At 42.6% G+C, this 25453-nt stretch carries 32 protein-coding genes; 28 read left to right on the top strand and 4 right to left on the bottom strand.

The features are described from left to right. Positions 1-40: 40 nt before the first annotated feature. Positions 41-3073: a lantibiotic dehydratase gene (locus tag BDD43_RS23705; protein WP_121200374.1), complete on the top strand. Its 3033-nt coding sequence runs from the start codon at positions 41-43 to the stop codon at positions 3071-3073. Here BDD43_RS23705 and BDD43_RS23700 read toward each other — a convergent pair. The 3 genes from BDD43_RS23700 to BDD43_RS23690 all read right to left on the bottom strand — a co-directional run bounded on the left by BDD43_RS23700 (position 3056) and on the right by BDD43_RS23690 (position 5789). Next, positions 3056-3787: a LytR/AlgR family response regulator transcription factor gene (locus BDD43_RS23700; protein WP_121200372.1), complete on the bottom strand. Its 732-nt coding sequence runs from the start codon at positions 3785-3787 to the stop codon at positions 3056-3058. The genes BDD43_RS23705 and BDD43_RS23700 overlap by 18 nt on opposite strands. Then, a complete protein-coding gene (locus BDD43_RS23695; protein ID WP_121200370.1) occupies positions 3784-4620 on the bottom strand; it encodes a sensor histidine kinase in 837 nt (278 codons plus the stop codon). The genes BDD43_RS23700 and BDD43_RS23695 overlap by 4 nt, the downstream gene beginning before the upstream one ends. Positions 4621-4656: 36 nt before the next feature. Beyond that, positions 4657-5789 (bottom strand): IS630 family transposase gene (locus tag BDD43_RS23690; protein ID WP_233276784.1). Its coding sequence is split into 2 segments (ribosomal slippage): positions 4657-5360 and positions 5360-5789, totalling 1134 coding nucleotides; the frame shifts between segments, so codons are not numbered across the junction. 382 nt (positions 5790-6171) lie between these two features. Here BDD43_RS23690 and BDD43_RS23680 point away from each other — a divergent pair. The 25 genes from BDD43_RS23680 to BDD43_RS30245 all read left to right on the top strand — a co-directional run bounded on the left by BDD43_RS23680 (position 6172) and on the right by BDD43_RS30245 (position 21781). Beyond that, positions 6172-6372 carry a hypothetical protein gene (locus tag BDD43_RS23680; protein ID WP_121200366.1) on the top strand — a complete coding sequence of 67 codons (201 nt, stop codon included), beginning with the start codon at positions 6172-6174 and terminating at the stop codon, positions 6370-6372. Positions 6373-6396: 24 nt separating this feature from the next. Then, positions 6397-7569: a hypothetical protein gene (locus tag BDD43_RS23675; RefSeq protein WP_121200364.1), complete on the top strand. Its 1173-nt coding sequence runs from the start codon at positions 6397-6399 to the stop codon at positions 7567-7569. 282 nt (positions 7570-7851) lie between these two features. Beyond that, complete coding sequence (locus BDD43_RS23670) at positions 7852-8532, top strand: hypothetical protein (RefSeq protein ID WP_121200362.1); 681 nt, start codon at positions 7852-7854, stop codon at positions 8530-8532. 769 nt (positions 8533-9301) lie between these two features. Then, the gene (locus tag BDD43_RS23665; protein WP_121200361.1) at positions 9302-10243 is read left to right on the top strand and encodes a toprim domain-containing protein; all 942 of its coding nucleotides are present in this window, start codon (positions 9302-9304) and stop codon (positions 10241-10243) included. A gap of 166 nt (positions 10244-10409) precedes the next feature. Continuing rightward, positions 10410-10820, top strand: a complete 411-nt coding sequence (locus BDD43_RS23660) for a plasmid mobilization protein (RefSeq protein ID WP_121200360.1) — start codon at positions 10410-10412, stop codon at positions 10818-10820. Positions 10821-11143: 323 nt separating this feature from the next. Further along, entirely contained in the window at positions 11144-12136 is a 993-nt protein-coding gene (locus tag BDD43_RS23655; RefSeq protein WP_121200358.1) for a relaxase/mobilization nuclease domain-containing protein, read from the top strand. Positions 12137-12175: 39 nt separating this feature from the next. Next, positions 12176-12802, top strand: coding sequence for a ParA family protein (locus BDD43_RS23650; protein WP_121200356.1), 627 nt, complete (start codon positions 12176-12178; stop codon positions 12800-12802). Beyond that, a complete protein-coding gene (locus BDD43_RS23645) occupies positions 12790-13152 on the top strand; it encodes a hypothetical protein (RefSeq protein ID WP_121200354.1) in 363 nt (120 codons plus the stop codon). The genes BDD43_RS23650 and BDD43_RS23645 overlap by 13 nt, the downstream gene beginning before the upstream one ends. Continuing rightward, the gene (locus tag BDD43_RS23640; protein ID WP_121200352.1) at positions 13149-13565 is read left to right on the top strand and encodes a hypothetical protein; all 417 of its coding nucleotides are present in this window, start codon (positions 13149-13151) and stop codon (positions 13563-13565) included. The genes BDD43_RS23645 and BDD43_RS23640 overlap by 4 nt, the downstream gene beginning before the upstream one ends. Continuing rightward, positions 13562-13843, top strand: coding sequence for a hypothetical protein (locus tag BDD43_RS23635; protein ID WP_121200351.1), 282 nt, complete (start codon positions 13562-13564; stop codon positions 13841-13843). Before BDD43_RS23640 ends, BDD43_RS23635 begins: the two co-directional genes overlap by 4 nt. 3 nt (positions 13844-13846) lie before the next feature. Continuing rightward, positions 13847-14137, top strand: a complete 291-nt coding sequence (locus tag BDD43_RS23630; protein WP_121200349.1) for a DUF4134 family protein — start codon at positions 13847-13849, stop codon at positions 14135-14137. A 226-nt stretch (positions 14138-14363) separates the two neighbouring features. Further along, positions 14364-14648, top strand: coding sequence for a DUF4134 family protein (locus BDD43_RS23625; RefSeq protein WP_121200347.1), 285 nt, complete (start codon positions 14364-14366; stop codon positions 14646-14648). Continuing rightward, positions 14561-14980 (top strand): hypothetical protein, encoded by a 420-nt coding sequence (locus tag BDD43_RS23620; protein WP_211339725.1) that lies wholly within the window; start codon positions 14561-14563, stop codon positions 14978-14980. Before BDD43_RS23625 ends, BDD43_RS23620 begins: the two co-directional genes overlap by 88 nt. Next, on the top strand, positions 14977-15393 hold the full coding sequence (locus BDD43_RS23615; RefSeq protein WP_121200345.1) for a hypothetical protein: 417 nt from the start codon (positions 14977-14979) through the stop codon (positions 15391-15393). Before BDD43_RS23620 ends, BDD43_RS23615 begins: the two co-directional genes overlap by 4 nt. Positions 15394-15449: 56 nt before the next feature. Beyond that, entirely contained in the window at positions 15450-15854 is a 405-nt protein-coding gene (locus BDD43_RS23610) for a hypothetical protein (protein WP_121200343.1), read from the top strand. 20 nt (positions 15855-15874) lie between these two features. Continuing rightward, on the top strand, positions 15875-16282 hold the full coding sequence (locus BDD43_RS23605; protein WP_121200342.1) for a hypothetical protein: 408 nt from the start codon (positions 15875-15877) through the stop codon (positions 16280-16282). Next, on the top strand, positions 16279-16716 hold the full coding sequence (locus BDD43_RS23600; RefSeq protein ID WP_121200340.1) for a M23 family metallopeptidase: 438 nt from the start codon (positions 16279-16281) through the stop codon (positions 16714-16716). Before BDD43_RS23605 ends, BDD43_RS23600 begins: the two co-directional genes overlap by 4 nt. After that, positions 16700-17875, top strand: coding sequence for a zincin-like metallopeptidase domain-containing protein (locus tag BDD43_RS23595; protein ID WP_121200338.1), 1176 nt, complete (start codon positions 16700-16702; stop codon positions 17873-17875). The genes BDD43_RS23600 and BDD43_RS23595 overlap by 17 nt, the downstream gene beginning before the upstream one ends. Continuing rightward, a complete protein-coding gene (locus BDD43_RS23590) occupies positions 17876-18646 on the top strand; it encodes a DUF4099 domain-containing protein (RefSeq protein WP_121200337.1) in 771 nt (256 codons plus the stop codon). Between the two features lie 5 nt (positions 18647-18651). Beyond that, positions 18652-19248: a hypothetical protein gene (locus BDD43_RS23585; RefSeq protein WP_121200335.1), complete on the top strand. Its 597-nt coding sequence runs from the start codon at positions 18652-18654 to the stop codon at positions 19246-19248. Then, positions 19232-19690, top strand: a complete 459-nt coding sequence (locus BDD43_RS23580) for a PH domain-containing protein (RefSeq protein WP_121200333.1) — start codon at positions 19232-19234, stop codon at positions 19688-19690. Before BDD43_RS23585 ends, BDD43_RS23580 begins: the two co-directional genes overlap by 17 nt. A 55-nt stretch (positions 19691-19745) precedes the next feature. Next, the gene (locus BDD43_RS23575) at positions 19746-20024 is read left to right on the top strand and encodes a hypothetical protein (RefSeq protein WP_121200331.1); all 279 of its coding nucleotides are present in this window, start codon (positions 19746-19748) and stop codon (positions 20022-20024) included. 390 nt (positions 20025-20414) lie between these two features. After that, positions 20415-20678, top strand: coding sequence for a helix-turn-helix domain-containing protein (locus tag BDD43_RS23570; RefSeq protein ID WP_121202099.1), 264 nt, complete (start codon positions 20415-20417; stop codon positions 20676-20678). A 2-nt stretch (positions 20679-20680) separates the two neighbouring features. Next, positions 20681-20968, top strand: coding sequence for a hypothetical protein (locus tag BDD43_RS23565; RefSeq protein WP_121200329.1), 288 nt, complete (start codon positions 20681-20683; stop codon positions 20966-20968). Positions 20969-21631: 663 nt separating this feature from the next. Next, positions 21632-21781 carry a hypothetical protein gene (locus BDD43_RS30245; RefSeq protein ID WP_162847158.1) on the top strand — a complete coding sequence of 50 codons (150 nt, stop codon included), beginning with the start codon at positions 21632-21634 and terminating at the stop codon, positions 21779-21781. Between the two features lie 177 nt (positions 21782-21958). On the opposite strand, the gene BDD43_RS23560 is transcribed toward BDD43_RS30245, so the two are convergent. Beyond that, a complete protein-coding gene (locus BDD43_RS23560; protein WP_121200327.1) occupies positions 21959-22543 on the bottom strand; it encodes an RNA polymerase sigma factor in 585 nt (194 codons plus the stop codon). Positions 22544-22988: 445 nt separating this feature from the next. On the opposite strand from BDD43_RS23560, the gene BDD43_RS23555 reads away from it, so the two are divergent. Next, entirely contained in the window at positions 22989-24125 is a 1137-nt protein-coding gene (locus BDD43_RS23555) for a hypothetical protein (protein WP_121200325.1), read from the top strand. A gap of 288 nt (positions 24126-24413) precedes the next feature. Further along, entirely contained in the window at positions 24414-25232 is an 819-nt protein-coding gene (locus BDD43_RS23550) for an alpha/beta hydrolase (protein WP_121200323.1), read from the top strand. Positions 25233-25453 lie beyond the last annotated feature (221 nt).

Raw genomic sequence — 25453 nt, 5'->3', positions numbered from 1 at the left:
CAACTTTTAACTATTCTTATGCGTCAGCCCTGATAACCTGGTGGTAAGGGCACCTTTCTTTAGTTACATTGATTATACCCAGGTTAAGCTCGATAAAATTATTGGAGATCCTTATTTTCAGGAGGCCTTATTCCTGGCGAGCCCGGGATTATATCACAATCTGGAGGAAAAGCAATTCGACAATGCCCGATTAAGCGAACGGGAAAAACTGAGCGTACAAAAGTATTTTAACCGGATGTGTTTCCGGCCTACGCCATTCGGTGCCTTTTCCTCATTTTCAGTAACTACCTGGGGGAAAGACGAAACGATAATCCTGAAGAATGAGGATGCCAAACTTCACTTGAACGTGGACCAGGAAATTGTCAACCGTTTATCTCCACTGTTCGTCAATGATGATCCCGAACAAAACCTATTTATTGCTAATCCGGCACTTTACCAATGGGGGAGGGACTTCCGCTTTATCACCACTACTTACGCTAACGACAGCCGAAAAATTTATTTTGATCTGGAGTCCATTGAAATTAATGAACTGACCGGCCCGCTATTTTCGTTTTGCCGTACGGTCTTCAAAAGCGGAAAGGAAATCGCTGCCTATATGATGGATTTAACCGGCTGTACCATGGAGATGGCCAGTGACTATCTCCGGTTTTTGATTGGCGCGGGTATCTTAATGTCGGCTACAAACAACAATATCATCGGGAAAGATTATTTGCAGGTGTTATCTGCCCAATCCAATAGCCCTTCTCTTTTGAATACTGTTCTGGTGGATATTAATAGGAATAGGGAACTGATCCGGTTTCCGGATGTTCAGTATTTAAAGACCAATGCGGAAAGGATCAGTCAGTTATTAAGTGGTTTCGGACATCAACACCCTGGACCGTTATTTTATGCTGGCCTGGAACGCAGTACGACCCACGGCGCGCTTTCGTCCAAAATTAAAGATCAGCTAATGGACGGGGTAATGGCTTTGTCCGCTTTAGTAGCACCTGCGCAACCGGATATGTTCCGCCAATTTATTAAAGACTTTAAAGCAAGATATAACAGGCAGAAGATACCTTTACTTCAAGCCGTTGACCCGGATATCGGGATTGGCTACGGGCCTGTTAACCACGCTAATATAGATTCTGATCTTTTACGCTCTGTTAAATTTAGGGAGCGGAAAACGGATCAGCTTACCCTGGATTGGTCGAAGGTACATCGGATGCTGTTTAAAAAATGGAATGACCGCTTAGGAAATGATAGCCCGATTGTTTTAGATGAGCTTGATGTGCAATCCCTCTCATCTAATAGCACTTTATCTTCCCCGCCAAGTATCGCTGCGCTATTCAGAACAACAGCACACGGTGTTTTCCTGGAGTCATTGGGTGGCGTTACCGCAACGGCATTAATCGGGCGGTTCACTGCCTGGAACAAAGAAATACATCGTGTAAGTAAGGAGATCGCCGCTGTGGAGCAGGCGGCAAATCCGGAAATAATCTTTGCCGATATCGGGCAGCTTTCTGACCCTCACGCCGATAATATCAACAGGAGGGAACATGTATACCATTATGAAATACCCATAAATGTGATTTCGACTTTAGATAATGACCATCAGATACAACTTTCTGACCTGTGGGTTTCTGTTGTTGACGATGAGCTTGTTTTGGAGTCGGAGCGGCACCAAAAGGTGATCATTCCGCGTCTGACTTCCGCCTACAACTATACGCGAAACAACCTGGCAGTATTCAGGTTGCTTTGTGATTTGCAGCAGCAAGGGTTGCAGGGAAGCTATGCCTTTTCGTTAGCACACTATTTTCCAGGGATGGCCTACTATCCGAGAGTCGTTTATAAACGAACTATTTTAAGCCCGGCTACCTGGTACCTGTCCGTACAAGATCTGAAGGATTTGCAGCATTTGTCAGGCGATGAATCCGTCATAAAGATCCGTAGTTTAAAAGATCAGCTTAAACTTCCAACAATATTAGCCCTGAGCAAGTTTGATCAGCAATTGGTTTTTAATCTGGATAATGATTGGGAAATCCTATTCCTGGTGGATTGTCTTAAAGGAAGCGAAGGGGCTGTTTTACAGGAGTTTTTCATCCCCGATAACCGCACCATCCAAACCGGGGAAGGTAAAGCGTTGTGTAATCAGTTTGTAGCGTTCCTTTACAAGCGGGAAGCCGTTTATTCGGGTCTGCAGCTCCGGAAAGACGTAGCTGTGCTCAAAAAGCAGCAGGATTATATCATCGGAAGCAAATGGCTTTATCTGAAATTATACTGCAATCCGGCTATGGCGAACAATATATTATCGACGCGACTATTACCTTTATTAAAAAAGCTGGATCAGTCTGAGATGCAATCCTGGTTCTTTATACGATACCGGGACCCTGGTTATCATATTCGTTTGCGCCTGAAAATTAAGGAAACAGCAGTCGGGCCGATATTGGATAAGTTTAAGCGGCGAATGTCGGAAACCATTAGTTACCAGTTGATCCGGGAGTACCAGGCTGACACTTACCGAAGGGAAATGGAAAGATATGGTGGCGATATAATAGAATGGATGGAGGATTATTTTCACGGAAGTAGTGAACTGATCGCACATCACATTAAAATGGTTGGTAAAAAAACCTATAGTTACAGTTATCACAGTATAGCATTTGTTTCCGTTTATGAGTTATTAGAACGTTTTATTCCGGACATTGTTGAGCGAATTTCGTTTCTTGAAAAAATGGTGGAACTATTTTATGCGGAGTTTGCTACTGATAAATCACTGAGAATTGACCTTGACCAAAAATACAGAGAGCTGAAAATTGAAGTGAGTTCATTAGTAACTAATGAATCCTACTATCATCAACTACGCCTCACGCCTTATGCGGAGCTTTTCAGGAACGGAATCAAAAATGTCTTGAGGCATACAACAGCATTCGGTGTTAAAAGGAAAAATCAATTATTGGCGGATATGATTCATATGCACCTGAACCGGCTCTTCGTCGATAAACAGCGTCAACAGGAATTAATCGTCTATTATTGCCTTCTTAAATTCCAGGTAACGGTACGGGCAATGAGCAGCGTCAAATCAAAACCTCCTGCGTGATTTAAGGAGTAGTTCGTTCATCTTTTCAAGAAATGACTCCTTATAAAACCGTCCTAAGTTCAGAGTGATATCGTCTTCTAAGATCACCCGCATTTGCTCAACTGCCTTGATCCGGTCGGTATTGATGATAAACGATTGGTGTACCCTGGTAAATTGATCCATCGGCAGGTATTGCTCAATTTCGTTTATGGTTAAATACGGCATGATATCACCTGAAATAAGGTGGATCTTAATATAGTTTTGCGCGCCCTCTATGTACAATATATCATTGATGGTTACCTTAACCATCCTGCCCCTGGTTTCCGTTTTGACAAAAAAGAAATCTCGTTTTTTCTTTTGACCAGCTTCGGCCTTTTTAACATCGCGCAGGATACGCTGAACGCTTCTCCTGAAACGGGCATAACTGATCGGTTTAAGCAGAAAGTCGAATGCCTCTTTTTCAAAGGCTTCTAAAGCAAACTCCTGAAAGGATGTTGTAAAAATGATCTTTGTATAAAGATTTGCCATTTCAGCAAACTCCATCCCTGAAAGCTCCGGCATTTCTACATCCAAGAAGGTAATATCCGGGGGATTAGCCCCGGTTACTTCATTCAGCGCGACAAGCGGGTTGGTAGAGAATCCCTGCAATTCGAGCCCATCGGTTTGATCGATATAAGCCAAAAGCATTTCAACAGAATGGTATTCATCATCGATTACATAGCATTTTAAATTCATAACTGCATCATTAGTTCCACGCCAAAACTCTCTTCCTCTTCGCTAATTTTCAGTTTATAATGGTGCGGGTAGCTATAATCCAAACGCTTGAACACGTTCTGAATGCCTATAGATCGTAAACGTTTTTTCTTGGACTGATGTTTTTTTAAATTCCAACTTACAAATCTCAGCTCGTTTTGCGCGTTGATCGTGATGTGCAGCTTTGCTTCGCCTTCCTTCTTTTTCAGGTATCCGTGCTTAAAAATATTTTCAGTCAGCGTCAGTAGTATTAAAGGAATAATTTGCGCATTTGCTGTATCGCCCGCCACTTGAAAATCGATATAGAGTTCATAATCAAACCGAAGCTGGTTAAGCTCAATAAAGTTTTGTATCTGTTCGATTTCCTTAGCTAGTGTAGTTTTTCCGGTAATATTTACTTCCTCCAGCGAAAATCGCATAATATCAACGAGCAGTAAAACACATTGCGAAGCCGTACGCGAATGCTTATAATAAGTGTTATGGATGAACGTCAGGGTATTAAATAGTAAATGGGGACTGATTTGCTGCTGGAGATAGGCATTCATAGCCTCCGCCAAATTTCTTTCTAACTCTGCTTTTTCTTTAAGCGTGGTCAATTGTAGCGTTTCTGTTTCATGCACACGGTTTCTGAATGTGATGACACGTAAAATCGCCCAGTATAGTGAACTGCAGCCTAAAAATGATATTCCCCGGTAAATATTGGGAACAAGAAAGGTTGCGACATAGGAGCGAGTCGAAACGGCCCCGGAAGAATAAAACAGAAAATAGTCAAGCCCGTATTTAAATCCCAGGTAAATAAATAATTCCAGTAACATCAGCCCGGGAATCCATAGATAAGATCTAGTGTTATGTTAATCGTGTAATGACGGATAAAGTCTTTTCAGTTTTATTCGCGCATCTTTATTTTCGAACTGCCAGTTAATTTTGCTGTTCTTATTATTTCTGTTGTGTTGCCATGCCGCTACCTCTTCATTGATCTTCAGCATTGTTGAAATATGCCTGTTTAGGCATTGCCCATTCAATACATGCAATTCTATCTCGGCCATATTGAGCCAGCTTCCATGCTTGGGCGTATAAACAAACTCAAACCTATCCCATAGCCTTTTGGCTTCGGCTGGTTCAAATGTCTCGTAAAATGCAGAGGCCGAATGGGTTTTAAAATTGTCCATTACTAAAGTTATTTTTTTCGCTGTCGGGTACCATTCATCTGCTATTCTTTTTACGAATAAAGCCCAGTCCTTTTTGGTTTTAAACGCCGTAATTTCTACAAAGCGCTTGCCCCTCAAAGGCTCGTTGGCCATAAATATATTGACTACCCCATGCCTTATGTACTCGTAATCTACTCTTGCCTCCTGGCCAGGCTTCATGGCTTGAGAGGGCTGCCCTTCTTCTATCAATTGTTTTGGCGACTCATCCATACATACAACCGGAAATTCCTCATCATAAGGTTTTTTGTATACATCCAATACGCGTTCCATATTGGCTACAAATTCGCTGCTTTTTTCCGGTGGTATTACCCAGCCCTTTACTTTCCAAGGCTTAAGTTCGTTTTTTTAAGCACACTTCTTACTGTTACATGCGAAATACTTTCTACATATTCCAACTCTACCATTTTATCGGCGAGTAGCCTTAATGACCATTTAGCAAACCCCTCAGGCGGCTCGCTGCAACACAAGGCAACCAGCTTCGCTTCTACATCGCCATCTGATTTTGTTTCATAAACACGGCTGGTGGGGCGACGATCTAAAACACCTTCAAAACCCTCTTCAATAAACTTTTTCTTCACCCGGTCTATCGTTCGCATCCCTACTTTCAGGACTTTGCTGATCTGTTCATTTGTTATTTTCTCCGCATATTCCCCTTCATCACAATTCAATAGTATATAGGCTGTCCGGAATGTTTGAGAACTATGGGAGCCCTTGTTGATTATCGAGTATAACTCTCCAACCTCCTCTTTTGTAAGTTTTATCGTATAACGTACCATCTGTAATTTGTTTTACAAATATACGCTTTTATACGTCATATTATATTTAACTTAACACTAGGTGATTTAATAGCAAAAGAAAGGAGTATATGTGCGTTGAAATAAAAAAGCAGCACATTTAAACCGTAGTAACAAATATAGTTTTGCAGGGGTGAAAACGTACCGATACTGAACCGCACAAAACTAACTTCGTAGGTGATAAATATAACCCAGCCGGCAAAATGCTTCAGGAGCAGTTTGTAATTCAATTTATTGAATAGCCCTATTCTCAATTGTAACCCCATTGTCATAGCCGGTTGTCTTTCTACTACATCAGGTCATGCGTGTAACAAATTTGTCACTCCCTCTTGTTTACTCCTAATTTGAGTAAAAAGTTACCGATATGAAAAACATAACAGCAAAAAAATTTAATAAGAGGATTAATAAGTTACATCGCTTCAATGATCTGATCGATGATTATTCCGCAGAAACCACCGTAGGTGACCCGACAAATACAACCATTACCGTACTAACCACCGTTAGCGGCCCACCCATTCGGCAGGCCGTCAAAGGGCAGTCAGCGCAGAAACCACTAATGGATTAATTTCCGGAGTAAAAGATTAATGCTATGCTTAAGGACGAATTAAAAATGCTGGCGGCCATGGCCGCTGGTTTTTCGGACATGATAGACCAATCGAAAGGGTTGTCAATTGCCTATTTAACGGCACAGGAAACCAATATGATGATGGAGTGTCAGCGGATAAAGAAAGTTTGGACCGATCTGCTGTTCAGCCAGGCAAAAGATCATGTACTACGGAGATATATCGCCTTTCAGCAACAGGTTATCCTGGAAATGGCTGATTCCCTTTACGAGCTGATCAGATCCGCAAAGGATAATGGCCTCGCAGAAGATGATATGCTTTTGAAACTACCTTTGTTATTGCAGCGGCGCTTGTTAGATCTGAGAGATTTCCAGGTTCAGTATTTTCATTCGTTTTTTGATCAGAACGGAAAAATACCGGCTGCTGCAACGCCGTCCATCCGCAAAAAAATGGCGGAGGTGGCGGAAGAATTGAGTGCCGGACTGGAAAATATCGAAATTGATCCTGGCTTGAAAGTTTGTGTCATGGACTATCTGGGGGCGATCATTAATACCAATAGTTATACTCCTCTTAGTTACCGTGCAGCGGAATATTTGATGTCTTTTGCAGAGGCCTTGCAGGGCACCGTTTCCTTCGAGGGTAGTGCCGATCATACACAAAGCGTCGTAGAAGCATTATTCTATATGAATTTTAATCACAATAACTTTTGTCTTTGGTACCAGGACGATATCTCGAAGAAAAAATCCAATCTGCGTGCAGACGATCAGCTACCGATGTTGCTGAAACAGCTACTTTTACTCAAATCTTTGCCGGTGATGACCACTGCCGCATTTGATCCCGGTGTGCCAGCGGTTCATATTCAGATGGAGCATTGGTTGAACGAGTTTATCCGGCAGGAACATCTTAAGATCAACGGTGGTGAACACGAAATCCCTGGCAAGCTAGAGTTGAAGCTCACTGTCGCCCAAATGGCCTTATTGGTCAGGTTGCTATACGAGGAAGGCGTTTTTACCATGAAAAACATCACTGCTATATTGAAGTTTTTTTCAACTCACTTTATGAGTAAGAAGCAGGAACGTATATCTTATGGAAGTATGAATAAATTATACTATAGCGGCGATCAGTTTACGGGATATGCGGTAAGGGAGCTACTGTTGAAAATGGTAGCGAAAGTGAATGAAATGTTTTTTCCAAAATAAAGTATGTTGGTTAAGGATCAATCCATCGGCAACTTTCCAGTAGGCCTAACGTTCATCGCGAAAGGTGAAGCATCGTATAAGACTTATCTATGAAAAGCGTAAAAAGTATATTTTATCTTTGATTCAAGAGGTCATTTAGCGGGGCCGGCTGCGCCTGCTTCTTATAGCGAATTAAGTCCCCTGGCAAGCAATGCGGGTGATTCGGAATTGAAGCAGCTTAACCATGATGCATTTTTAGCTGTAGTTTAAAGTTGCTACAGAGAAAATTTGAGGAAGGTGGTTATGTATAATATAGACAAGAAGCAAGGCTATCCCTATGCCTGGTTGGACGAAATCATAGAAGTCACATTAAACCCGGAAAAAACGAGTGTTTCAGAGCTGGGAATACAACAATTATCAGCGATCGAGAATAAATTCGATCAGGAACTGCAAACCGTTCTAAAGGATCTGAAATCGAGTACCTTTTATCAGTTTTCTTCAAAAAAAATTAAAGCGACAGTTACCCATTATTACGACGCCCTGCGCCTGTTGGAACAGCAGGCAATGCAAAATCTTGCTGGCTACGCGGATAACCACCCCTTAGCGGCAACCGGCGAGAACCTGGTGCTTAAACTCCAAAATACCGGCGCAGCTTTAAAAAAACGTTACGGCAAATATGTTGAAGATAAGGTTGCTGACGATCACCACACGCCAACGCAGCCAATAGCTATCTCCAAAATACGCTGTAAGCTAAGCGTGGACCAAATCGGTATTATTCTAAAGGCCGCGGACGATGCCAAGCTCATTATTGCCAGCTCTATCAGCGTTATTTTTCGTTCCATTGTTCCTTTTCTTTCCACAGAAAACATGAAAAATATTTCCTGGAACAGCATGCGTAAAAGCACTTACCACATCGAACAGATGGATAAGGATGCTGCCATAGCGACGCTGGAAAAGCTGATTTTGATCATCAAGGGTTATTGAAAGCCCCTTTGCTGCCGCCTAAAGCCGCCTCAACAGGGCGGCTTTTTTGGTTTGGGTAAATTAAAAATCTTTTTTATCAGTGAATAAACAACTGTAAATCAGCGGGGTGCAGGGGTGCAGTTTGGGGTGTAGCGAAAAGTTGAACTTTTGAGACTACTTCAATCCCCGTTGCTTTGCTCTATGATTACCAACAGGATAACAGTTCAACCAGCCAATATGGCCAACTGCTTAAAAGCCTTTTCAGAAGTGCATAATGCATTTTCTTCGACTACAGCTTTTCGAAGCCAGTTGACCAGGGCCCAGGCTGACTGCCGGATCACGAGGAAGCTATTTGGCTCTTCCGTAAATCAATCCGTCATTCCTAAACAAAGGGGTAACTGGGTAAACGGATGCTATATCAGCATCGCATAACCGGTACAACTTTCTGCCGACTGCAGAGGGGTAATTGATCAACCAGCCTAACGGGTTGATAAACGAACGTTATTTGACATGTGGGGACAAAACATTATCCGGCGGGAAGCTGGAAATTTCGCGAAGGTGAGCGTAAAGCCGCAATAGACCGAGAACGCGAAGGCAGGCGAGAGCCCGGATCGTAGGATCTGACGGAAGTAGTCCCGAAATATATACCGGCAGAAGCGAATTATCGGGTTCGATACCCGCTGCCGGTACACAAAGCTACTCCTTAGGTAGAGCACCTTTCTTTCTACGATTAGGTGTCTTTTTATTTTTTGCCGGTTACCGGCTATCTGTTTAACTCAATTCTATTTTTATGTCAAAGTTATTAACCGCCAGGGAGCTGAAGGAACAAGCGTCTTTGGTAGACCTGTTAAGCCGTTTAGGATATCAGCCAGTACCTAAAAGAGGCCGTGAAAAAATGTATATTAGTATGCTTCGGGATAGTGATAGCAATCCCTCCTTTAGTGTGAATGATGATCTCGGTGTATGGTTCGACCATGGTGCCGGAAAAGGCGGGAATATTATTGATTTCGGATTAGCGTACTGGAAGCATTTGAGCTTTAACGAAGTTGTAAAGAAGATCCAGGACGTTTGTGCAATCGAAACAGCGGAACCGAGGGCCCAGCGGCCAAGAAAACCGGTAAAGGTCCAGCATGTTGTTGAAAAGGTAAGGCCGCTAGGTGCCCACCCGGCCATTACGGATTACCTGAAAAGCCGCGGCGTATTTGAGGTCGCCAAGTTTTACCTCAGTGAGGTCTTCTATTATGTAGAGGATGAAAATGATGTTCGCAAACATTATTTCGCTGCAGGCTGGCTCAATGAACATAATTCCTGGGAAGTCCGTAACCGTTATTTTAAAGGCTGTATGGGACACAAAGGGATTACTGTGATACCGGGGCACCCTAAAAAAGCAGCTTTATTTGAAGGCTTCCTTGACTTTTTAAGCTGGCGATATGAAAATCCGGAAGCAGACCATACCATTATCGTTTTAAATACCTTAACCTTACTGCACCAGGCGATCAACAAGGCAAAAGCTTATTCCTCATTGGATATTTACTTTGACCGAGATAAAGCAGGTAAAACCGCCAGCAGGGATTTTATAAAAGCTTTACCATATGCGACTGACCGTTCAGCCGTTTATGAAGGGTTTAATGATTATAACGATAAATTAAAAGCGCAGCTGAAAACTATCACTAAAGAGCAGGAGACCAAAACGAATTTCTTTGCCAATGTCCGGGTTCCGTTTGTGAGGTAACGAATGGCGGCAGAGCCGCCACCCAACTTCTTAATTAGTGGTTGAAAACCCAAATTGATAATCAGATTTTCCGTTGCTTTTGCAACGGCAAGATGTCTTTTTGTTTCACAAAAAGTCTCTTGCCCTTCCAGGGGGGATTTAAAAAATTTCGCGACTCAATTTTTCTATGGCTGATCTAAAGAAGCTGAATGGGCGACCGAAATTAAAGGAGGGTAAGCGAACCAAGTTCATTAACGTTAGGTTTACAGAAGAAGAGTATAAGGAAATAGCTGGTCTTGAAAAAGCATTGGCCCTTTCTAAAACAGACCTGATCAGGATGCGGATTTTATCCGATGCCAAGAAAACCGTGATCAATTCCAGGGAGCTTATCAAATACATTGATAGTGCCGGTGCCGAAATGGCCCGGATCGGTAATAATATCAACCAGTTGGCCAAACATGCGAACACACTTAGATTGCAAGGTGCATTAGATCCGGCGATCATTACTCAATTCAATCAACTGTTTGACGAGTACATCCAGGTTCAACAGAAATTTGAGGTGTCACTTCGGCAAATAATCAGGGCAATGGGCCTTTGACCCTTGCCATTCCGACGGTATGAGGATTGCCGACTTGAATGCCAGGCAGATCGCAGGATTAGCAGATCGTGAGATCGGTGGATTAGCAGATTAGGAGATTGTAAGATTACCTGCTCGTGAGATCGCTTGATCGCAAGATTTGGTGATTAGGAGATCGGTAGATTCTTAGATTCCCAGATTATTGGATTTGTCGATCTAAGTAGATGCGGATCGGTAGCTATCGGGATCACCCGCTACCAGGATTCGCTGATTAATAACTCTAACGATCTGCTAATTGATAGGTAAAGGGATCGGTAGGTAGTTTTTTTATTGTACCATAATCCATGATAGCACACATTTTTGAAAAACCTTCCAGGACATTTGCCGGTGTAAAGTACAATACAAATAAAGTTGACCGGAATACTGGCGAACTGATGCTGATCGCCAACTTTGGGGCTACTCAGGCACTCCATAATCCACGCCCACAGGACCTGGTTAACTATCTGCTGATGGTTTCAGCACAAAATAAAGGCATCAAAAATACGCAGTTCCATGCTGTCATTTCGGCTGCCGGCCGTAATTACAATAAACAGGAACTCACAAAAGTCGCGGTCATGTGGATGAAAGAAATGAAATACGGTGACCAGCCATATCTTATTGTCTTTCATAAAGACACAGATAATAACCACGTTCATCTAGTGAGTTCGCGCGTAGGTAAGGACGGAAAACAGATCGACCGGGATTACGAACAGGTACGGGCTGTCCGGAATATCAACAAGGTACTGGGCTACGATTTCGCCCTTCAATACCGGTTTGGTACAAAGGCACAATTCTATCTGATCCTGGAAAATCAGGGTTTTCTTGGCCGGGATTACCTGGACGAGGAAAAGCTTCAAAAGCGCATACAATCCTATAAGCCCGACAAAGCAAGAATAGCCGAACTCAAAGCATTGGTTATTAATCACAAAAGTAAAGTTGACTTTGTCGGGCAGATGAAATCGCTTTACGGGCTTGATCTTGTATTTCACTCGTCTGAAGGAAAAGCACCCTATGGCTATACAGTCATCGACCATAGCACCAAACAGGTTTTTAAAGGCAGTGAAATTCTCCCGCTGAAAATGTTGTTGGACGAGAAAATTAACATTGAACAATTAAATCATCCGCCTATAATTGACCTGCATGATTATTTAAACGAGAATGCCATAACCTATTATTCTGAATATTCCCCGGAGCCGATTCACATCCAGCCTATTATGATTGCCGACGATGTAGACGATCAGCAAGTGCTTGGCATGAAGCGCCGGAGACAAAAGAAGGCCCGGACTAATACCCGTTAAGCGGTAAGACCATTAAAATTATTACTCCATTGAAAACTTATGATTTGTTTATTCGGCAACCAAAAAGGCGGCGTAGGAAAAAGTACGCTCACCGTCTTATCAGGAAACTACCTGAGCCTGGCTAAAGACTGGCCGGTTACTATTATCGATATGGACTATCAACAATCCATATCGCAGAAATTTGAAAAGGCAAAAGTGTTGGAGAACGAGGAGCCGTATGACGTGTTACCGGCCAACCTGGAAAGCTTTCCCCCTTTAATTCCTGTTCTGACAAAAAATAAGAAAGACGCAATTTTAATAGATCTGCCCGGCAAACTGGATGATGACGGCCTGATACCGGTTTTTAAATCCGCTGATCTGGTTATCTGCCCCTTTGCTTATGATGAGTTCACCTTTGAGTCCACAGTGCTTTTCTCAGTCGTCCTAAAGAAGGTTAATCCCAATGTAGAGGTGGTGTTTATTCCAAACCGCATCAAAGCCAACGTAAAGTTTGAGATTATGAGCGAGGTGAACGAACAGCTTTCCAAATTCGGCAAGATCACCTTGGCTATTCCGGACCGGATCGATTTTCAAAGGATTACCACGTTCCAGACGCCACTATCACTATATGGGATTATCACCCCTGTCTTTGAAGACATATTTGCCGATCGCTTATGGAAAAAATGAAATCATTAGCCGACCAGTTGCGTGAGCAAATGGTTAAGCCCGGTGCAAAACAAGAAAGCAGTAAACAGAACAGTACCGGGAAAAAAGCTGTCAAAACTGAAAAGCAGCAGAAGAATGATACGGAGGGTGCGCCAATTCTTCAGGTGCTGACCGAATACGATAATAGCGACCATAAAACAATGGTGCATTTTCGGTTTGATCAGCAAACGGTTGATTTCCTGAACCAGTTTAAAATAGCAACTGGTGTGGACGCTACCAAATTCGTTGCCTATGCCGTCAGGCAGTTTATCGGGGCGCATCCCGAATTAAAAACGATCATTAAACAATTTATTCAAAAATCATACTTATGACACGATTGAAATTTTTACTCGGATTGTTTTGTACCTATGCTGCCTATTACACCATAGTCCTACTTTGTGATCACAGACGACAAAAGCAACCGGCGGCGAAACCGAACGAAGAGTTGCCTGCAAGGGATCAGCCTTCCCCTGTGGAACCGGCAATAGAAAAAAAAGGTGGGACAGGTACGGTTCTCAAACATAATACGGTAGCCAGATCGCTGTATGCCTATGATAACAGTAACCATACCCAAATGGTGCACGTTAGGTTTGATCCGCAGACAGTGGATCTGCTGAACAAGTTTAAAATGGCCACGGGTACTGATATTACCAAATTTGTCGCATTCGCGGTTAAATACCTGTTTGAGTCCAATCCCGAACTCAAAAACATCATCAAACAATACTTACAAAATACAACACTATGACCTGGATAAAATTCGCTCTTTGGGTGCTTGGCATCTATACCAGCTATTATGCAGCCCTGATATGCTGGGATTTTCTGCGTACAAACCGCGGTGGAACCGCCAATGATAAACATGAACTTACTTTTGTTGAGGATATCCACCCTGTTAAATCACTTGTGGAAGAAACAGGTTCCGGAAAGGAATCTTCTATTGCTTTTTCGGGTGGTGTGAGCCTTAAACAGCTTTTCAATCTCGCCCGAGAGGAATCGGTCGAGTACATCAAATCCGTTAGCTTCTAATGAATGAAATTTTTCCTGTTGGCATGTTGCTGTTTTTTCAATGCAGTGGCATTCGCTCAGCCCGGCATCGCCGAGATGCAGCAGGCTAAACAAGACCTATCATCATCCTTTTTTTCTGCCGTTGATTTTTGTTTGGTCCTCGCCTGTTTATTCGGCTTGTTAGGCGGGCTCAGAATTTACCATAACTGGCAGATGGGTAAGGATCGGATAGATTCGGCCGTTGCCGCCTGGTTTTTTGCATCTTTCTTTATGATCCTGTCGGGTCCTTTTTTGCGGGCATTGTTCGGAATCTGATTGCCTGTTTTTTCCAAATGCTTCATCCCACGAAGCACTAAAAGATTCCTGTCCTTAATTCTTCAATTTTAAATCCTTCTTGGATTTAACCGGCAGCCTTTATGCTGCCATCTTCCTGGGTGAAATAATCGGGGCGTTGTTCGTGATCTGAACGCTCTTTTAGCATAACCGGCCTGCTTCCCCGCTGGCTCTAAAAGATCTCCGCCTTTATTTTTTCTCCATTTAAATGTTCTCAAAAACAAAAAAGTTATGGGCTTCAGCAGTATTGCTGGCCCTGTCCATTCCCGTGTTCGCACAAAGCGGCGTTAACGGACTGAACACTGCAACAACAACCCTGAAAACTTACGTAGCCCCCGTAACCAATATTACTTTGGTGATCGGCGGTATCGTTGGTATCGTTGGTGCCATCCGTGTCTACTCCAAGTGGAATGGTTGGAACGCCTCTTTGGTAAATCCAAACAGATCGGCGAGGGCTTATCCATCGACCGAAATAAAACTTCTACCTCCCTGAATGAAAAACTGGAAGCGCTGATCCCGGCAGGGAAAATAGCCTCCCTCAATTCAGGGGAAATGGTTGGCGTGATCGCCGCCGATGCACAGGAAAAATATACGGGGCAATTTGAAACGTCCGCCATTAACTGCCGGATAAATCTTGATATGGAGGCCATTAAGCGGGAAGAAAAAGGCTACAAGCCATTGCCGTCCTTTTATGATTTCGGTGGGAAGCTCGATGAAAAACTCCGGCAGAACTTCAACCACATCAGCCAGGAAATACAGGAAATGGTATTGGCCTTTAAGCCGCCAACACCCACAGTACCAGTTAAAGCCACCATGAAGAAATGAAAGAGCCTAATGAAATACAGTTACCCCACTTGCTATTGGTACATCCTGATCTTAAAGATGACCCGGTACAGAAACAGGGTGAGATCGGGTTTATAACCGCTGCGATCCTGAACACGGATGAATTTTATGTGGGTTTTGACGACCACCAGGTGGGCTTCTACGGCGCTGATGCGCTGCTCACCTTCAAAGAGCCGGGCGACATCTATGATTTCCTGCATGAAAATGCGCTGACCTTATCCGTTGACGATTTTAAAGACCTCAAAAACATCGCGCTTTTATTGGATCATGGAACTGAAAAACATATCCGCACGGCGATGGAGCTGGTTAAAAAGAACGGTAACATTCAGGACGCGGTAACCATTGGTTTAGACCGCTTTCTTGGAATAGATCAAACCAGGGGTTTGAAAAGATAGGGCCTTACAGGCCAAACTCCTTCAATACAATCAAACAAACATCTAAAGCAAAAAACATGAAACAGGAAGAAACCATCGGCTTAATGATTATGGTCAGCCCGGTACTCTGGACCTCTGACCACGTCGGCAAGATCGGCATCATTGAACTTGCCGACTTTGATGAAGATAAAATAGGAGTAGGATTTGAGGACGGGGAAGTAGATTCCTTCAGCGCTAAAACCCTGTTTGTGCTTAAAGCAACGGAAGAATTGAAGGCACTGGCGGAAAAATACAAATCCGTGCAGTGGCCGCCTGTGGCTCAAAATCTGCAGACACTGGCTTTGCTTCAGGAATCGGGATCACCCGAACAGCTGAAAAAGGCCTATATACTCCTACAGGACGACCCGGAGCTCCACCGGGAGGCGACGATCCGCCTGAACGAGATCATTGACCTTGCCCAAAGCCGAAAAACAGGCAGGTAAACCTTAAACATTTAAATTTTATGGAAAATCAAACTTTAGCCGGCACACTCGTTTTGGTGCAGCCGGATTTGGATACTGACCGGGAAGCAAAACGGGGCCAGATCGGGGTGTTAACCTATGCCAGGTCTGAAACGGAAAACTATGTAAAGTTCCCCGAGGGTGGGGAAGCCTTTTATCCTGCCGGGCAGGTCATGATGCTTAAAGATAAACAGGAGATCTTCAACGACCTGACCAGCAATGGCTCGTCCATGCCGCTCGATGATTTTAAGGCCATGTACAAGATCATGCTTCTGCAGGACAGGGGCACCTCGCAGGCCTTGTATTCGGCATTAGCAATTGCTAACGATCATCCCGGTTTGCAGGAAAAAGTGTTGGATTCGATCAGCCCTGCTCAAAAACAGGAATTGGCGAAATCTTATAGCCGATGAAACTACTGATCAGCTTCTGCCTGGTCTGCCTGCCCCTAAAGCACCTTAAAATAAATTCTGAATACGGTTACCGTATCCACCCGCTTACCGGCAAATACGCCCTGCATGCGGGTGTTGACCTTAAAGCCCGCCACGATACCGTTTATGCGATCCTCAGTGGGTTTGTCAGATCTACCGGCTACGATAATGGCCTTGGCTTAAACATCCGGCTGGCCCATGGTGCGGTTGAATCGATATATGGTCACCTCAGCCAAATTTTTTTAACGACCACCGATAGCGTAACCGCTGGTGAGCCCATCGGCATCACCGGCGCTACCGGTCATGTGACCGGCGAGCACCTGCACTTCGGTATCTGCTACCGGCATCAATACATCAATCCAATTAAATTTTTATACGAACTACTAAAAAAACAACAAAATGAGCAAAACTTTTAAAGCACTGCCGATCCAGCTTTCAGACAAGCTGATCGGTGAAATCAAGGAGGGTAATTCCCTGTTTCAAAAACCGGTTAAAGAAAACGGCATGCCCGCTTTTGTGAAACCGATCAATCCCGTTACCGGGAAAGGCTATAGCGCCATGAACGCACTGATCCTGGGTATGCAGCGACACGACGACCCACGCTGGCTATCGGCCGATGCCGCCCGTTATGCCGGGACCTGGGTGAAAGAAGGGGAAAAGGGAACCCTCATCGAGTTTCCAAAAACAAGCGATATACAGGCTATCCGCACCGCGGACGGTCAGCGAATCAAAAATGAAGAAGGCGTAACACAAACTAAGACGGTTGAATTTGATAAACCAAAAACAGGCCAGGCCTTTCTATTTAACGGCAGCCAGTTAAAGGACGTTCAGCCCCTGGAAGAATTTCTGGCTAAACAAAACGAAGGCCAAACGCTTTCACCTATTGAACGGGCCAACAAATTGATCGAGGACAGCAAAGCGGTGATCATCCACGGCGGGCAAGAAGCCTATTATGATAAGCAACGGGACGCTGTATTTATGCCGGAACCCGAGCATTTTGAGAATGAAACCAAATACCTGCAGGCGGCCATTCATCAGCTGGCACATTGGAGCGGGCACGAAGATCGTTTGAATCGCCCGATGGAAGGCAAATTTGGTTCGCTGGATTACGCCCGTGAGGAAATGCGTGCCGCGATTGCCGGCATCCTGATCGGCGGTGAATTAAAGATCGGCCATAACTTCGGCCAGCAGGCTGCCTATATGAGCACTTTTGCCAAAATCTTAAAGGATGAGCCATTTGAGATTGCCAAAGCGACAAGGGACGCGCAAAAGATCGCTAACCTGTTATTAGGCGTTTCACAGAAGCGGGAACAAAAACAGGCACCGGAAGTCGGTTTTAAAAAGGGTGATGAGATCGCTTACATGGATACCACCTACAAAGTGCTTGAAACCTATAAAACCAAAAGCATCAAAGTGGAAGACGCCGATGGTGCGCGGAAGGTGTTGAAGCCCGACTATGGCCTTTATAAATCCCTGTTAGAAGCCAAAACTAACCCCCGTGAACCGGATATGGTTTTAGCCGAAGAACAGGGCCAGTCAGAGGAACAGGGCCAACAACAAAAAATCGGACGATAAATGAACCTGGTTAATTTTCATGAAGATGATCTCCCGATCAAGGATCTGGAGACCATTGGGCTGGCCTCAGGCGGTCAGCTCCTGTTAAATGTCGATGACCTGAGAGCTTTGCTTTCAGGACGCCGCACGGCCATGCTGGAACTGCATGACCTGGAAACCGATAACATCAAGATCAAATCCATCAACGCTAAGATCTCTCTAAAGCCTAATGAGGCCGGCAAACTTGACTTATTGATCCATCCGATTTACCGCAAACCCGAAATACCCGATTTTCTGAACGAAACCGAGGCCAACCAATTACGTAAAGGTGAAGTCGCCAGTTTACTCAAGATCACCCTCGATAACCACGGCAATAAAAAGGAAATGCTGGTCGAGTTTGACCCGGAAACCAAAGAATATATCGTATCGGACACAGAAAAGATCCTGGCACCGGATATGGTTAATAATGAATTTTTGACCCCGGCTCAGAAGGAGGCTTATAAAAAAGGTAAAGAGGTCCAGATCGCTGATGGTACCAAATTTAACTACTCGGGTACAGATCATCACGGCATCCGCGCCAATAAACTGGCCCTGGTTGCTTCCATTTTGATCGATGGTGGTCTTTCCTATATTGTGTATAAAGGCCTAAACGCTCTATTTAACCAGAAACGGGATCAAAAGTCAGCTGAAAAATTAAGCCCCGGTTATCACCAGGCGATCAAAGACATCGAAAATCAGCATGGCTTTATGCCGCACCAGTTTGAACAATCCCAATCCCGAAAGGGACGGTAAGACCGATGAATCGTATTTTAACAGGCCTTGGTATTCCGTTGGAAGTCCAGGCCTTTTTTAACATAGCAGAAGATCTTACCTTCCATTATGGCGATCAATATGAACGTTATGATGCCGGTTTCCACATCGTTCCTTCCACGCAAAACCTTTGGTTTGCAGGAACTCCAAACGCGTCACTTTTGATCATTACCTATTCAGTTATGGAAGCGATGGCATTTATTACTTTTAACCGTCATCGTTTTCCACGGCTGGAACAGTTGGCTTTTATCGCTATCGGTAACAAACTGCATGCGGAACAGGGCGATTGGATCAGGCTAAGTTTTCTGAGGCGTAAGGTCATATTGGTATTCGGCAAAGACCTGGTAGGGCATATTACCGATATCAAATTAGCAGCCGCTATCAAAAACATCCCTATCCGGATACTTTATAAGAACAACGAAATTCATATTTACCGCAATAGTTCCTTAAAGATTTTCGATCAGGAGCAGGTTTCCTTGCATGCTTTTCAGGAGGCCTTCGCCATTCGTCCCCGCTTCCGAACCGCTAAGCCGGTTCGATCTTTAACTTTTTTAGATCAATTAAAACATGACGCAGAACGATGAAATTCTCTTAAGGCCGGCAATGCTGTTCGCATTCCTGAAAGCCTTGCCGCTTCTTACGCTGGCCATTACCTTCCTTTTACTAGCCTGGTGGCTGTCTCCTTATTTTATAGTATTCAGCGTGGTCATTTGCGGCTTTGCCTGGTATCGCTTATTATATATCCGGAGTTTTAAGTATCAGATAACCGCTGAGTATATCCTTTTAACCCAGGGTATTTTCTTTAAGCGGATCGATCAGGTAGAATTATTCAGGGTTAAGGACTACATTATTACACAATCGTTGATCATGCAAATTTGCAAACTAATGGTTCTGACCTTGAAAAGTACGGATCCTGAAAATGCCATGATCCAATTCCAGGGGATACCGGAATCCAATATCATAGAAACCATCAGGGACAGGGTATTGGAAGCGCGAAAAAGTAACCATATTTACGAATTAAATTAAGTGGAGTACTTTGAAGATACTAATTTAATTAGTAATTTTAATTAATAATTAGATCATGAAAGCGATAGTACGAAATGTCTTATTGGCCTGTTTAATTTCCATGTTCGCCTTTTTTGGAGCTGTTGGAAGGAAACATACAAAGGATAAAATGACCGAAGCGCAAAGGGCAGAGGCAAGGAAGGAAACATTAACCTGTTTAGCGGTTGCCTTTTTAGCTTGCGGTGCCTGTGCATGGCGGTGTAACGTTCTTTACAAAAGAATAAATGAAGAACGGGAGTACCAGCGCAGGTTCAATGATTACATGCGCAATTCTGCTATTAACAGGCTTTCTTAAAAGCGGGTAATCAGTTCACAATGGCGATAATGTTCTTCTAAAAATAAATTATTGCGCCCCTTGCGCACCGTTTAGATTCAGGCCACCATCTATTAATTTCTACGTAACTACATTATGAGGGGCTTTTGCTGTTAGCTGAGGTGAGTAAAAATATTGTCAGTTCAGTATATGGCGTAATAACCCCTTGTGCCAATAGCGATGGAGCTTCCGGTCGATTACTTCACATGTTGCGATAGTATATATTTTAATAAGCCAACGAAATATCAAATACATACTAAAAGTATCAATGGATAGCTAACAAAGCAGCTCCGCCCGGAGTAATGCAATAGCTATCATATGCGTGCTTCAATGATTGAGGTTCGCATTAAACTTTATTTAACAAACACTAAAATGGTTGTAGAACTAATAACAAAAGACGATCTGGAAACATTTCGCAGGATGTTACTTGGCGACATAAAACTTTTATTATCTACCAGCACAAGCGATAATAAAGAATGGTTAAGGTGCAGTGACGTAAGAAAAATGCTAAAAATTTCGCCAGGAACACTTCAAAATTTACGGATCAACGGTAAATTGAAATCACAAAAAGTAGGAGGGATCCACTTTTACAAACTCACTGATATTGAGAATATGATCAGTGGAAAAACCCAATAGCTATGTCAGCCGAAACGTCAACACTCTCGAAGCTATATTCTAAAATAGCCGAGGATCCACGCGTAAATGTGTGGCACGTTAGCTTATTTACATTCCTGCTAAACCTTTGGCAGAAAAGCGGCTATCAACAGCAGTTAAAAGTGTCCCGGAAACAACTAATGGTTGGGGGGCATATTAGTAGTATCACCACTTACCATAAGTGCATCAGTCAGCTCACTAAACTTGGGTATATTCTTTATATACCCAGTTATGATGTTTACAAGGGGACTAAAATAGTGATCGTGTTATAACCAACACCCTTTTTTTAAATAATCAGGTTGGTTTTTATGTCCATTATAGACAATTTATCAGGTCTTTAATATGAATTCTTTTATCATAAAAAATGGCCTTTTTAAACTATTAGAATTTTCATGGTAAGTTGTTGATTTATTGATTATTGTGTATCTTTGCTATTGAATTTACAGAGGTAAAAAACAAACTGCGACATCTATGGCGTTTGATTATCTCATGGTAGCTAAATGACTATAAATCAATCTTATATAGGGGTAGGTTCGAATCCCTCCCTCACCGCTGATATCAATATCAAAACACAGGAAAAGCCCGCAAATCTAACGATAGCGGGCTTTTTTGTTTTAACCAAAACCCTATTTTATTCACCAAATACAGTCAAATAGGTGAGTAATTCGGTGAGTTGGAACATACTAAAATGCTACTCACCGAATCCTTTTTATAGCTTTGATAATCAAGATGTTCATTCATTGAACATCTTGTACAGGATGATTTGCAAACTTAATTTTGTTTTACTTTTTAACGTTAAAATGTTATGAAAACCACATTCAGTTTGCTTTTTTATTTAAAGAAGCCAAAAAATTATGAAAACGGCCTTGTACTGGTGTGCCCACTCTTCGCCAATCTTCATTCTTTTCATAAAAGCCTTAATTTAACTGCTAAAGGTGGTCACTTTTAAATTGGCCAAGTGGGGGCAATCAGGTGTGGTTTATCCACAAGTTGCTGAATTAAAGAAACTGGAATCTCAAAAACCTCCAGATGATACCGAAATTTTTGATAAAGAGGATGAGCCGGGACAGGTCGTTTCTATGTGAGAATATAAAGGAAAATTTAAAGACGGGCAACGTAATAAACTATTTTCTGATTCCGTTTACCGGAAAAGAAACGGATAGGGGCTGTTTTCGGGCAGTTGTTATATTAATGCGATATATAATTAAAGAAGTATTTTAATAAAACAATGCAGCGTAGTTAATTCGATCAAAAAATACAATTTAACCCAGTAGGAGTAATAAAATACCTAAGATTGAAAGGCCCTTAATTGATACTTTTAAATACTTTAAAGCATAGGTTAGCTGGTTTTCAACGGTGTGTTTACTAATACCTAATTCCCTGGCAATTTCATCATTATTCAGTTGCTGTATTTTACTCATGTAAAATATTTGCCGGCAACGTTTGGGCAGCTGTTGAAGATAACCATCCAATGTGTTTTCAAGATCTAGTTCGTTTAACCTCATGTGGCCCAAATTAACTGCATGGTTTTTACCCTCATTCATGTGATTTTCATTGTATTCCAACTTAGACATTTTTGCAACCTTAATATACCTAAACACTTCATACCTGGTAATTGCGTTGAGGTAACTGCTAAAATTCTCCATTTTTAAAGATCTTCTTTTGTTCCAAATGATAATGAATACATCGTGTACAATTTCTTCACACGCATCAGAATCTTTAATATAATGAGATGCTGTTTTATAAAGCCGTAGCCAGTATCGGTCATACAAAGCAGCAAAAGCTTGCGAATCATCGTTTAAGATGGCACTCCATAACTCATGGTCATTTAGGGCTTTATTTATCATGTAATTGGTAAACTAAAATTAGAAATAATAATTGCAATTAACATACTAGGCGTTAAAAAAGATAATTTTTTTCTTTTAACGAGGATATTTAAATTCTAAAATCACCAACAGATAATTAAGTATTTATGGGAACAGGCCTGGTGTATTATCATCGCTTGGGGCAGGGTTCAACATGCAGTAATTGGCCAAAAAAATCAATAAATAGGTTGTATTAAAAGAAAAAAAGGTATTGAAATTAATAGAAAAAGTTGATTTTAAATTGGATGATGAAATATTTTAATAAAATGCAGTATTGTGCCGGGAGTTGGGGTAGGCAAATTCACTCTATTGTTATATAACCATCAACTAAATTATGATAATTAACAAACACCAGTTGTTTAACATCAGGCAATAGCCAAAAAATAACAGTGTCAATTAAAAAACCAATAATTCATTTAACTTCCTTATGAAAAAATACCTTGTACTTTTAATGGCTGTTTTTGCAGCAAGCAATGTTTTTGCTCAATTTAAACCCGGCAATATTGCGGTATTGCGTGTTGGCGATGGTTCGTCATCTATGTCAACCAGTTGCGCGGTGAGTTTGCTGGAGTATACAACTGCCGGTATGAGCGTTGGCGATCCAATAGCCATACCATCAGAGACGGCAGGCAAACGGTTGGTGCTTGACGTGGGCGGCAGTACCGAGTACAGTCAGTTACGGTTGTCGGCCAATGGCCAATACCTTAGTTTTGTAGGTAACGATACTACACTTGGCTTAATGCCCAATGCTGCTGCCACAAAAGTTATAGCCAGGGTAGGCGTAAATAAAGTGGTTGACCTTACAACTAATTTTTTGATGCCCAAAGGTGCATCAGTGCGCGGTGCCGTTAGTGATGATGGCAGTAATTTTTGGGTAAACAACTCGAACGGGCAAATGGGGTTTTTATATGTGCCGTATGGCAATAGTGCGTTGGCCAATCCCGGTTATGCGGTAGTAAATACCAATAATTACCGTTCTGCACAAATTTACAATAATGAATTGTACGCCCTGAACGGCGGCGGATATAACCTGTGTTTGTTAGGTGCTGGCAGTCTTCCTAATGCTAAAACAGCCCCAACTACAACCATTGCCATGCCCGATCTCGCCGTGCCCGCCAGTAGCGTATGCTTTTATCTTTTCGACCAAAGCACCAAAGAACCCGGCCTTGATGTAGCCTATATTTTTGACGGTAATGGTAATACGCCTTATCCAACTAAAGCAGGTAATAATATGCTGCGTAAATTTTGCAAGGTAGCTGGCACCTGGCAGGAAACAGGAGCTATAGAGGTAAAAAACTTTGGCGAAGCGCCGCCTTCACGCCCCGATTTATTGCGTGACCTTACCGGCGAAATAGGCAGCGACGGCAAAGTTACACTATATGCCATTAGGGGAGTAAACACCAATAGCACATTGGTTGCTTTTAAAGATGCCAGCGGCTACAACGGTACACTTACAGAAGCTGCCGTTACATTTAAGAGCCTGGCCAATGCAGGTACTAATTATGCGTTTAAAGGCGTGGCTTTAACTCCCGCAGCAAAAGGCGGCAAACCGGCCAAAAAATAACAATGCATAATAATTTATCATAACTTAAAAAAGAGATAATAGAAACGAGTAATAAACCGGCCCTGCATGCAAAGGCCGATAGGTTTTGCTCGGGCCGGAGTGACATAGAGCGTAAACTGGGGCCGCATTATTATAAAAAGCCGATTTTGAATTGGGAGAAGGAGAGTGAATAAGATTCTCAATATCAAAATATCAGGCACTATTAAGTGCCGCAAATACCGAAAGGCTACCTGCGTAGCCGTTTGGAACGAATAACATTATTAACCAACTAATCATCTAATCAATAACATGAACCGACATTTTTTTGCATGCATTATATTTTACCTGCTGGTTGGCCGCTGTATGGCCGCCGGCGTAGAAACGGTTGATACGTACAGCGCATCAATGAAAAAAACTATCAAAGCCACCATTATTAAACCTACGGGTTATAACAGTAAAAAAAAGTACCCGGTGTTATACCTGCTGCATGGCTTTGGTAACAATTATACATCGTGGCCAGCGCGCGCACCCGAAGTTGTTAAGCAAGCCGATTTATTCAATATGCTTATTGTTTGTGCCGATGGTGAAAATAGCTGGTATTTTGATAGCCCGGTTGATTCTGCCTACCGTTATGAAACCTATATTGCTAAAGAGCTGGTGGGCTGGGTTGATAGCCATTACTCAACCATAGCGCAAAAAAGCGGCCGCGGTATATCGGGCAATAGCATGGGCGGCCACGGCGCGTTGTACATTGCCTTTAAACACCCCGATGTTTTTGGCGCCGCAGGCAGTTTAAGTGGCGGTGTTGATATCCGGCCGTTTAGCAATAAGTTTGAACTGCCAAACCGGCTTGGTACCATTGCCGAGCATCCGCAAAACTGGGAACAAAACACCGTTATCAATATGATTGATATGTTAAAACCTGGCGCATTAGCTATTTTTATTGATTGTGGCACCGATGATTTTTTCCTGAAAGCAAACGAGGCTTTCCATGCCAAACTCCTCGAAAAAAAGATACCTCATACTTACATGACGCGCGAAGGCGACCACAGCTGGGATTATTGGAAAGTTTCTATTTACTACCTGGCTTTATTTATGAGCCGTTATTTTAGTAAAGCAAGCAGTTGATTTATAATGTAGTGTTATGTTAATGGTGTAATGACGGATAGTTTTTAGCAACAAGTTTTGAGTTGAAAAAAAAGAATAATATAACTTTTGATGTACCTAAATAAACTTTATCTTATTGAATATCATAAAGATGGAAAAATTTAGAATTGTTTTTTGCTTTTTTATAGGAGTTGGGTTAGTGAAAAGCACTCTATAGAAAATAAAAGCCAGTTATTATACCA

Origin of the sequence: Mucilaginibacter gracilis (genome assembly GCF_003633615.1) — a bacterium.
Classification (GTDB): Bacteria; Bacteroidota; Bacteroidia; order Sphingobacteriales; family Sphingobacteriaceae; genus Mucilaginibacter; species Mucilaginibacter gracilis.
Note: the sequence above shows the minus strand (reverse complement) of the source record. Positions and strands in the feature narration are given on the sequence as shown.